This is a genomic window from Porphyromonas sp. COT-108 OH2963, from assembly GCF_000768895.1.
Classification (GTDB): Bacteria; Bacteroidota; Bacteroidia; order Bacteroidales; family Porphyromonadaceae; genus Porphyromonas_A; species Porphyromonas_A canoris.
Map to the genome: position 1 here is coordinate 1 of NZ_JRAP01000006.1, position 10,445 is coordinate 10,445.

General features: G+C 46.2%; 8 protein-coding genes and 4 tRNA genes. 6 read left to right on the forward strand and 6 right to left on the reverse strand.

The genetic code is table 11. The features are described 5' to 3' along the window. Window positions 1–313: 313 nt before the first annotated feature. The 5 genes from mtaB to tpx all read left to right on the forward strand — a co-directional run bounded on the left by mtaB (window position 314) and on the right by tpx (window position 5,048). Window positions 314–1,639 (forward strand): tRNA (N(6)-L-threonylcarbamoyladenosine(37)-C(2))-methylthiotransferase MtaB, encoded by a 1,326-nt coding sequence (gene mtaB, locus HQ39_RS01925; protein WP_052079350.1) that lies wholly within the window; start codon window positions 314–316, stop codon window positions 1,637–1,639. Then, window positions 1,629–2,603 carry a lysophospholipid acyltransferase family protein gene (locus tag HQ39_RS01930; protein WP_052079351.1) on the forward strand — a complete coding sequence of 325 codons (975 nt, stop codon included), beginning with the start codon at window positions 1,629–1,631 and terminating at the stop codon, window positions 2,601–2,603. The genes mtaB and HQ39_RS01930 overlap by 11 nt, the downstream gene beginning before the upstream one ends. Next, the gene (locus tag HQ39_RS01935; protein WP_200879164.1) at window positions 2,587–3,615 is read left to right on the forward strand and encodes a glycosyltransferase family 2 protein; all 1,029 of its coding nucleotides are present in this window, start codon (window positions 2,587–2,589) and stop codon (window positions 3,613–3,615) included. Before HQ39_RS01930 ends, HQ39_RS01935 begins: the two co-directional genes overlap by 17 nt. Window positions 3,616–3,619: 4 nt before the next feature. Then, entirely contained in the window at window positions 3,620–4,450 is an 831-nt protein-coding gene (locus tag HQ39_RS01940; RefSeq protein WP_036863276.1) for a hypothetical protein, read from the forward strand. Between the two features lie 97 nt (window positions 4,451–4,547). Beyond that, window positions 4,548–5,048, forward strand: a complete 501-nt coding sequence (gene tpx, locus HQ39_RS01945) for a thiol peroxidase (RefSeq protein ID WP_036789788.1) — start codon at window positions 4,548–4,550, stop codon at window positions 5,046–5,048. Window positions 5,049–5,612: 564 nt separating this feature from the next. Here tpx and HQ39_RS01950 read toward each other — a convergent pair. The 4 genes from HQ39_RS01950 to HQ39_RS01965 form a co-directional block, all read right to left on the reverse strand. After that, a tRNA-Gly gene (locus HQ39_RS01950) sits at window positions 5,613–5,685 on the reverse strand. 134 nt (window positions 5,686–5,819) lie between these two features. Beyond that, window positions 5,820–5,894, reverse strand: a tRNA-Val gene (locus HQ39_RS01955). A 40-nt stretch (window positions 5,895–5,934) separates the two neighbouring features. Then, a tRNA-Val gene (locus HQ39_RS01960) sits at window positions 5,935–6,009 on the reverse strand. Between the two features lie 92 nt (window positions 6,010–6,101). Continuing rightward, window positions 6,102–6,176, reverse strand: a tRNA-Val gene (locus HQ39_RS01965). 206 nt (window positions 6,177–6,382) lie between these two features. On the opposite strand from HQ39_RS01965, the gene HQ39_RS01970 reads away from it, so the two are divergent. Then, window positions 6,383–7,357, forward strand: coding sequence for a polyprenyl synthetase family protein (locus HQ39_RS01970; RefSeq protein WP_052079352.1), 975 nt, complete (start codon window positions 6,383–6,385; stop codon window positions 7,355–7,357). Here the strand turns inward: HQ39_RS01970 and HQ39_RS01975 are convergent. Further along, complete coding sequence (locus HQ39_RS01975) at window positions 7,335–8,471, reverse strand: hypothetical protein (RefSeq protein ID WP_036863284.1); 1,137 nt, start codon at window positions 8,469–8,471, stop codon at window positions 7,335–7,337. The genes HQ39_RS01970 and HQ39_RS01975 overlap by 23 nt on opposite strands. Window positions 8,472–8,483: 12 nt before the next feature. Then, on the reverse strand, window positions 8,484–10,202 hold the full coding sequence (locus HQ39_RS01980) for a DUF349 domain-containing protein (RefSeq protein WP_036863287.1): 1,719 nt from the start codon (window positions 10,200–10,202) through the stop codon (window positions 8,484–8,486). Between the last annotated feature and the right edge of the window lie 243 nt (window positions 10,203–10,445).

The window sequence follows — 10,445 nt, forward strand, 5'->3', positions numbered from 1 at the left end:
GACAAAATATACTGCTTTAGCGTTTTGAGTAAACCTGCATCAAAAATCGTGTTAATAAAACAGCCCGAATTTAACAGTTCGGTCATGCTCTGAAAACACCCCCTCCGATCAAAATAGAGAGACCGAAAAAAGTGAGCATTTTTCGGGATGGAATATATAAAAATGAGGGTATGGAAAAATCGGTTTCAAAGGAGAAAAAAGGGGAAGAGACTCTTAAAGACGACAGCTTTTTGCTGTGTCGGTATGCGTGTGAAAATCGTTATCTTTGCCCCTTGAAAGCGAAATCATATTCGCGAACTATTTTAACACCAAAATGATAGACAATAGTATATTTGAATACAAAACGGCTGCTTTCTTTACGCTTGGGTGTAAGCTCAATTTTGCTGAGACATCGGCGATCGGGAGAAGCCTTTTAGAGGTGGGGATACGTAAAGCCCGTGAGGGAGAAGTGCCCGATATCTGTGTGATAAATACCTGTTCTGTTACCCAGTTGGCAGATAAAAAGAGCCGACACGCTATACGAAAGATACATCGAGATTATCCCAATGCAAAGATCATAGTAACGGGTTGCTATGCTCAGCTGAAGCCCGAAGAGGTCGGAGAGTTGGAGGGTGTGGATATGGTGTTGGGTACGGATCAGAAGATAGATTTGGTCTCTTACCTTGCGCAGATAGACCGTGCAGGAGATACGGCAAAGGTGATAACCTCGGCAACGGAGAACATCGTGGAGTTTGCTCCATCGCTCTCTGCGGAGGGGCGTACCCGTCATTTCTTGAAAGTACAAGACGGCTGCGACTATAAGTGTTCCTACTGCACCATCCCGAAAGCCAGAGGCAAGAGCCGAAACGGATCCATACAGAGCATCGTGGCTCAAGCCGAAAGTGTGGCGCGAGACGGAGGTAAGGAGATTGTTCTTACGGGTGTAAACGTGGGAGACTTCGGGCGTAGCACCCAAGAGAGCTTTATAGATCTCATCAAGGCATTGGATGAAGTGGAGGGGATAGACCGCTTTCGAATATCGTCCATAGAGCCTAACCTCATCACGGATGAGGTGATCGCTTTCGTGGCTCGATCCAAACGTTTTGCTCCTCATTTCCATATCCCGTTGCAGAGTGGAAGCGATGAGGTGCTCAAGCTGATGCGAAGAAGATACAATACCGCCCTTTTCAGACATAAGGTGGAGGAGATCAAGCGACTGATGCCGGATGCTTACATCGGAGTGGATGTCATTGTCGGCTCAAGAGGAGAAACGGCAGAAGCGTTCGAGGTATGCCGCTCTTTCATCGAGAGTCTTCCCATATCCCGTCTTCATGTGTTCAGTTACTCCGAGCGTCCCGGCACCATGGCTCTGAGCATAAAGCCGGTGGTGGATGCGAAAGAGAAACACAAACGGAGCAAGACACTCCTTGATCTTTCGGATATGAAGCAGGCACGCTTCTACATGGAACAAGCCGGCTCTGTGCGCAGACTGCTGTTGGAGGCCGGTGATGATGAGAACTATCTGTACGGATATACCGAAAACTATATCCGCTTGCGTATCCCAAGAGAGCAGGTGGCAAGCTCCGAGGGAGAAATCATTAAGGTAAAAGTGGGAGAACAGGTGGGAGAAGAGGAACTCGCAGAAGGTTATGTGTGCTGATAAGAAAATATCTTTCGGAGGACGTTGTCTGTGGTGGCTCTTTCGGTTGGTCGCCTTGGTTCCAAGAGCCGTACTTTATGCAATCTCCGATTTTCTCTCTCTGCTCCTTTACAGGGTAGTGCGTTACAGATATGGCGTAGTCTTTTCCAATATCCGGAGATCATTCCCGGAGAAGAGTCTCAAGGAGCAAAAGCGAATTGTGCGAAACTACTACCGCTATCTTGTGGACCTGGCTCTGGAAACCATGATGTTCTCTCGTTTTACGGAGAAAGAGATGCAAAAATATGCGCGCATCACCAATCCCGAAGTGGTGGAAGCCATCTATGCCGAGGGGCATCACCTTACATTTGTTTTGATGGGGCATACCGGCAACTGGGAGTGGTTCAGTGGATCATCCGTCTTTTTCAGGGATATAGATATATACGAGCTGTATAAGCCGATGAAGGGAGCGGTAGAGGAAGTGATGCTTAAAAATAGAGAGCATCTGGGTACTCGCTGTCTGGACAAAAACAGAGCGCCTGTCTCTATTATCTCTTTGAACCGAAATCGCGAACATCGAAGCAGTGTGGTCTTCCTTGCAGACCAGACACCCTCTCTGCCCAATGCTCATCTTTTTGCTCCTTTTCTGGGTCAGACCACAGCGATGTTTACTGGTGCAGAAAGGCTTGCCCGTAAACTCAATATCCCGATGATATTCTTGGATGTTCGTCGTAAGAAGAGAGGCGTTTATGAAGCAACCTTTTCGCTCATAGCCAAAGCACCTCAAGATCTGCCATGGGGCGAGGCTACACGCCGTTATATGCTCGGTGTGCAGCGTCGCATAGAGCATCAACCGGAGATCTGGCTCTGGTCTCATAAGCGGTGGAAGCACACACCGGAGTCGGCTGCATCTCTTCTGGGAGAAGATGCGGTAACGGTATTTACGGATGAGATAAACCATGTGGAAGATGGAGAAAAGCAGTAAGCCGGTAGCGGTAGTGATACTCAACTGGAATGGTACACAGATGTTGCAAGAGTTTTTACCCTCGTTGATCGAAAACACCAATCCGGACTTGGCGGATATTGTGGTGGCAGACAATGGTTCGCAAGACTCTTCTCTCCGGATCGTGAAAGAGGATTTCCCTTCTGTGCTGACACTCGATCTCAAGAAAAACTGGGGGTTTGCAGAAGGATACAATAGAGCAATAGCGGAAATCGACTATCCCTATATACTGCTTCTTAATAGCGACATAGAGGTTACTCCGGGCTGGTTGGAGCCTCTTTGGAATCGTATCCGGCAAGATTCGGATATTGTTTCCGTCCAACCTAAAATACGCTCTTATCGTGAGAGATCTGCCTTTGAGTATGCCGGTGCAGCGGGAGGACATTTGGACTTGTTCGGCTATCCGTTCTGCCGTGGCAGGATATTTGACACCATAGAGAAAGACTTAGGGCAGTACGATACCCGGGAAGAGGTGTTTTGGACAACGGGGGCAGCAATGCTGGTTAGAAGGGATGCTTTTTTGAGTTTGGGCGGTTTTGATGATCGTTTTTTTGCGCATCAGGAGGAGATAGATCTCTGTTGGAGGTGGCTTGGAAAAGGGTATAAACTCTGCTGCGAACCTCAATCGGTGGTTTATCATGTAGGTGGAGCATCTCTTTCGGCAGAGAATCCGTTCAAGACTTTTCTTAACTTTCGGAACAATCTGCTCATGCTCAAGAAAAACCTTCCAACCGGAAAGAGGATTGTCGTTTTCGCTATAAGACTGTTGCTTGATGCTCTTGCTGCGGTTGTGTTTGCTCTTTCCGGAAAGCCGAGAGATGCCGTTGCCGTACTGAAAGCATGGGTGGCATTCTTGAAGATGAAACCCTTAAAAACGAGCTTGCAACTCACTTCGGAGGAGAAGATGATAGCGTATCGGAAGCTTCACTCATCGTCTATATTGTGGGCGTATCGCATTGCCCGAAAACAGAAATATTCGGATCTAAAAGTATGATATTATGAAGAAGATTTCCCTATTGACACTTTTACTGCTACTCTTTACAGGCTGTGCCTCGGAGAGTAGAAAGCAAGCGAACTCGTTGGTAGAGGCTGCGCAACAGGCTTTGGATGCAGGTCTTCTGGAGGATGCTACGATTTTGGCGGATAGTCTGCACCGTACATTCCCAAAAGAGATTGCTGCCCGAAAAGCCATGGAGCCTATCCGAAAAGAAGCAATAGACCGTATCTGTACACGAGATATGGCTTATATAGACAGCCTCAGACCTATCAAGCTGCAAGAGATAAGCGCGATGGAGAAGGAGCTGTTCACGAGAATAGAAAATAAAGAGTTTGCCGATGAAACGCTCTTGCGCTTCAAAGGCTTTGATGGCATCACTGCCCCTTCAGCTCCATTCCTGGATGTGTACATCAAGGAAAAGGAGATGAAGATTCAGCTTATCTCCGGATGTGCTGCTCCCGGTAAGGGATATGGTCATACCGGATTCCTTGTGGTGGATGAGAAGAGCGGGCTTGAGTTCCGTTCAGATGAGATAGAGTATGACGGCGGAGTCAATTACCGCTTTACGGATGGCGGTATCACCTACGAGCGGATCACTTATCCGGAGAACAATGTCCTTGAACTGGCAGCCCTCTTAGGCTCTATGGAGACCATGCCGGGTAAGATTAAAGTACAACTTTTATCTCCCAAAGGTAAAGCTCCATCTTTTACACTCTCCTCTGCTGCTATGGATGCCATAAAAGGTTGTGGCAGACTCATCCTGCTCAAAAAAGAGATGGAAGACATGGAAAAACATTATACAAGAACCCAACAACGTCATGCAAGCATTTAGAAAACACGGATTGGTCGTATCGCTACTATTTTGTACATTTGTAATGGCTATCGCTCCGATAGCCGTATCACAACTACCAAAAACAACACAAAAACGTATGAGTCAAGTAACATTAAAAGGTAACCCGATCCGCCTTCAAGGCGAAATGGTAGCCGTAGGAGCAATGGCTCCGGACTTTGAAGCAGTGAAAGTGGATCTTTCTACCGTGAAACTTTCAGATTATAAGGGCAAGAAAGTAGTTCTAAATATTTTCCCAAGTATAGATACAGGAGTTTGTGCTCAGAGTGTAAGAACATTCAACAAAGAGGCAAGCAATCTTGAAAATACAGTGGTACTTTGTCTTTCTAAGGATCTTCCTTTTGCAATGGCGAGATTTTGCGGTGCAGAGGGTCTGGAAAATGTAGTGCCTGCTTCTCTTTTCCGTGCAAAAGAGTTTGACGCAGCGTACAATCTTCTTATGGTTGAAGGCCCATTGGCTGCTCTTACAGCAAGAGCGGTGATCGTCTTGAACGAAGAGGGAAAAGTGATTTACACAGAACTTGTTCCTGAAATAGCACAAGAACCGGACTATGCTAAAGCAATAGCAGCTTTGAAATAATCCGAACAGACCTCTTTTTTCTCTGATAATAGAGAAGAGAACTAAAATATCAAGCAGCCCTGCACAATGTGTGGGGCTGCTTTTTTGTAGATCTGATACTGGTTTTCATATACCTTATTTTTTGTTGAATAATGGTATTGGATTAAAAATAAATGGAAAGAGTGAATATATAAAAGGGATGCCACAAATCTCTCGATCCGTGGCATCCTACTAACAACTTGTATAAAAAACGAAAGTAATCTCCAGAGGAGAGACCTTTAGAAGCCCTCTCCCGGAGATTCCAATGCCGCGAACTCACGTCCTGAGCATTAGAGCGAAATACTGTCCCTCTGTTACGAGGACTGTATGTGTATATTATATTTTCCTTTCAGAGCGTTTTTCTTCCTTATACAAACACTTGCTTGTGAGAAGAAAAACAAGAAAGAGTGATGTTCTATGAGAAGTCAACTACAAAGATAGCAATTGAAAAAGAGATTTGAAAAAGAAGCTTAAATATTCTTTTGCCTTTTTTGCACAAAAAAACAACGCCCTGAAACTTCAAGGCGTTATTCTTCTTTTTTGTTGAGCGGAAGACGGGACTCGAACCCGCGACCCTAACCTTGGCAAGGTTATGCTCTACCAACTGAGCTACTTCCGCAATTTTTTGTCTTGAAAAGAGACCCTCTCTTTTCGACGTTGCAAAGTTAAGAAAAACTTTTTATCAACCAAAAGGTTTCATAAAAAAACAAGAATCATTACTTCTGATAGCTTTCTTGTCTCTCAATTAACCTGTGGGCCCTAACGGATTCGAACCATTGACCCCCTGCTTGTAAGGCAGGTGCTCTAAACCAGCTGAGCTAAGAGCCCGATCACGTCTCCTTATCTTTTTATCCGGAAGTGTTGGTTGTGGGCCCTAATGGATTCGAACCATTGACCCCCTGCTTGTAAGGCAGGTGCTCTAAACCAGCTGAGCTAAGAGCCCGAAATATATTTCGGTTTCCGTATTCAAAGAGAGCATCATCTTCACCGAAGTAAAGAGAGAATGCCAAACATGAAGAACGTGAGGAATAAAAGTGGGCCCTAACGGATTCGAACCATTGACCCCCTGCTTGTAAGGCAGGTGCTCTAAACCAGCTGAGCTAAGAGCCCCAATCTTGAGTAGATCCTTAAACGGGTCTGCTGTGTGGCATCGCTATGCCGTGTAAATTCTGTGCAAAGATATACTTTTTTTTCGATACGGCAAGAGTACACCTTCTTTTTCTCTTACCATAGCCACGTTACGCGTTAGTTTTATTATATTTGAAAGCTAAAACGAGGGCAGAGAAGCTCTTTGTCCACATCATATCAATAAGGCTTTGAAAGAAATAATCTCTTCCGTAGAGCGTGAGCTCGCTCTCTTTGCAACCAGATATATGCAGGCGTTGGATAGTGGATCTACTACACTGTCTACCGCATTGGGGCATCTGTATGCCTCTATGGGTAAGCAGGTTCGTCCTGCCATTTTGTTGCTCACGGCCAAATGCTTCAAACCAATCTCCGATCCGATATTGGATGCCGCCGTGTATATCGAGCTGCTTCATACGGCAACGCTTATCCACGATGATGTTGTGGATAACACTCCCAGACGTAGAGGTATTCCGGCGTTGCACTCTATCATGGACAACAAGGCGGCAGTCCTGGTTGGAGACTATCTTTTATCTACGAGTCTCTATCTTGCGGTCAAGAGCAATAGCATGGCTGTGCTGGACGTTTTGATGGCTTTGGGGCGTGAACTTTCCGAAGGAGAGCTTTATCAGCTCGATTTGGCACACACCGATGCGCCTACCGAAGAACAGTATCTGAACATCATAAAGAAGAAGACCGCTTATCTCATAGCTTCTGCGATGAAGATCGGAGTGTTGCTATCCGATGTTACGGACGAGGAAGTGATAGATAGGATATTCCATGCAGGTATTCTGTTGGGCTATGCTTTCCAAATAAAAGATGATATTTTCGATTATCAGGAAGCCTCTTCAAACAAAGATTTGGGTAAGCCTGTCGGAAATGATCTTCGTGAACATAAAGTAACCCTTCCTCTTATACACGCGTTGGAGAAAGCGTCCGATGCAGAGAAATATAGAGAGATTCTCAAGGAGGAGAAGCTTTCGGACGAACAGATTGCTGCTCTTATCTCTTTTGCAAGAGAGAATGGCGGAATAGAGTATGCCCAGCAACAGGTGGACAGATATATTGCCGAGGCAGTGGCGATATTGGAGCGATTCGTCCCTGAAGGGGAGGCAAAAAGAGATCTTATAGCTCTTTGCCACTTTATCGGGAATCGGAAACGCTGAGCAGAGCAAGGAATTGGGTCTTATTATCGACGGGGAGCAACGGTGTTGTTCCCCTTATTATTTTTCCTCCCTCTATGATTGCCGACTTTTGTAGGGCGGATATGTACTCCAATGCTTCGCCCTCTTTGGGAAAGTAGACTATCTTGTACGTGCCGGCTGTGCAGTAATCGGAGAGAAACAGAGCGATATGTCCCATCGTCGGGCGAATATTCAGCTCTACACAAGGGTGGTATCCGATCTCACTATTGCCTATTCTGTATCTCATGGCATCCACACCCAAAAATCCTTCGTAGGTATCAAGAGCCGGAACAGAGGGGAGAGCTTGCCGGATGATCTCTGCCAGATCTTCGGCGTTGTCGGACTTCAACTCCGGGCTGACTCTGTTCCCGATATATCTACCTCTTTCTGTGATAAACTCCGAACGTCCAAGAAACAGAAACTTTTCCTCACTCTTATTGGAGCTGTAATACTCGAAAGCCATATCTTTTTCCTTTTCGAGAAAAGGTTCTACGTATAGCTCCCCTTGTTTTTTTAGAAGCCCTGTGAGAGAAGAGTAGAGATAATCCTCTCGGTTTATCCCCTTTTCCAAGAAAAAGACCCCTCTGCCCGAAGAGGAGTAAGGACTCTTTATCACTTTCGGCGTATTGGTCCGGAGCTCTTGCTCCAATTCATCCTGCGTGGAGATGGTTTTGAATGCTTCCCTCGGAAGTCGAAATCTCTCCGGATAGCTATCCAGCAGAGCATCAAGCAGTATATAGCTGCTTTTTCTGCTGCCCCAAAGGCGCATCTCATCCATTGATGGAATACTTCCTATATTATAAGGAATGTCATGCAGATCCGGACTCCAACCCCATGGAAGAAGGTTGTACTGCTTCTCTTTTCGGGGCAACAGCTCCGAAACAGGCGTTCCGCATATCGGCATTTGTGCATTCTTCCATCTTTCGGGACAAAAAGAAAAGAGAGAATCCCCACTTTTTGCTCCCAAGTAGAACGGGAGCAATGCAAGGTCTTCCCTCATCTTTTGAACCTGCTTAGGAGGGGTATAGCCTCCTCGCAAGTGCGGTAGAAGACTCTCTTCATACCCCGGATTGAATACAAAGAGAGTACTACACATCTTGTTTATGCCTTATCCTTTAAGAGCCTTTTGGAGAGCTTTTCTGCGTTCTGTAAGTCTCTCTATCTCTCTTTTCAGGTTGTCCATCTTCTTTATAACGGGAGCCAGTAGGGCATCTTTGCCGCTTCCCGATGCGCTGAAGAAGCTGAGGTTGTTTTCGTATTGCTTCAACTCATGCTCCATCTTCTCAAGCAGTGTGTTGAGGCTTCTTATTTCGCCGTTGATAGTGTCGTTGTCCATCTCCTCTATCGGAGTGCTGTAACGAGGACCCGAGTGGCGACCTTTGCCCGGCTCTCCCTTGTGGGCTTTTGCCTGAGCCGCTCTGAGCGCAGAGTAGAAAGCATCATTGATCTCATCTTTATGCTTCGCCGGAACAAGCCCCACCTTAGACCACTCTTCCTGCAACTCGGCAATGCGTTCTGCCAACTCTTCCGGAGAGAGTTCGGAAGCAGACAGGCTCTCCATCTTGGAAGCTATCTCTCTCTTCTGTTTCAGGTTGGCTTCTCTTTTTGTATTACGATCTTTCAGGTCTGCCTGCTTTCTGTCGAAGAAGTGATTACAGGCTGCCTGGAAGGCGTGCCACAGCTTGTTGGCCTCCGCACTCTTTACACCAAGACCTCCAAGCTCTTTCCACTCTTTTTGCAGATCCATCAGTTTTTGGCTCGTAGGTACCCAATCGGTGCTATCTTTAAGGGCTTCCGCTTTTTCCAAGAGTTGAGCATACTTTTCCAGATGCTTGTCGATCTTTTCTCTGAACATCTTTGCGGATGTCCGTCGTTGTGCAAAGAAGCTGTTCGTAGCCTCTCTGAATCTCTTATATATCTCTGTATTGTTTTTTTTCGGAACCGGGCCTATGGTTCTCCACTCTTCTCTCAGTGCTTCGATGAGAGCAGCTGCGGCTTTCCACTGTTCGCCCGTAGAGGGGAGAGGATTAAGGATGGCTTCAGCCTTTTCGCACAGAGCCGTCTTTTTCTCAAGGTTTTTCTTCTCGTTTTCTCTTCTTTTTTCAAAGAAGGAGGAGTGGTTTTTGTTCACGATCACAGTAGCATCCTTGAACTCTTTCCACATGGCTTCTCTGAGATCCGGAGCCACCGGACCGGTCTCTTTCCACCTGTCGTGAAGAAGCTGGAGAGCATTAAAGGCAGATATAGGATCATCGCTCTCGCTTAGCTTTACCGCTGCTGCGATGAGCTGTTCTTTGATCTCTTTGTTCTTTTGGAAGTCTAAGTCGCGAAACTCGTTGGTAAGATTTTTAAGCTCGTAAAACTCTTCCATCAGCTTGGAATAGCGAGAGAGATACTCGGACTTCACCGTCGGGTCTACCTCTCCCAGCACATCCCACTGCTCTCTGATGCTGTTGAACTGTTGCTTGATAACGGACATATCTTCCGTTGAGGAGAGCAACTCCTGCATCCGGTCGAGGAGTTTGCCTTTCTCTTCCGTATGCCGACGAATCTCTTCACGAATGCGCTCTTGCTGAACCGCACGAACCTCTTTATACCTTGTCAGGATCTGCATGTACCGGAGCACCGCTGCTTCGTTTTCCGAACCCTCCTGTCCATCGGCAGATGGGGTTAGGCGGTAGTAGTAAGCGGATAGTCTGTCTGCATCTTCACGGGAAGGTACTTCGTTAGCATTCAATAGCTCCTCCATTCGGTTGGCTATCTCTTCTATGCCTATGCTTGCTACCTCATTATCCTGAGGGAGCATATCTTCTTTCTTTTCTTCCATGTGTTACCGTTTAATTATAAAGAGTGATATGGTTCTTACTTGCAAAATAAATGAAAAAAATGGAGACCGCAACACTTTAACGCTGTTTTGATGCAGGCTCTGCTCGTCGGAGCTGTCTGTTTTCAAGGGTGTTGCCGTTTTTCTGTCTGTTTCTGTCGGTTTTTCCTCTTGTTGTTTGTGTCTCTTATTGTTATTGCTTACGGCATCTGTTCTCATTTTTCCGATGAGAGTCGGGTGTGCTAA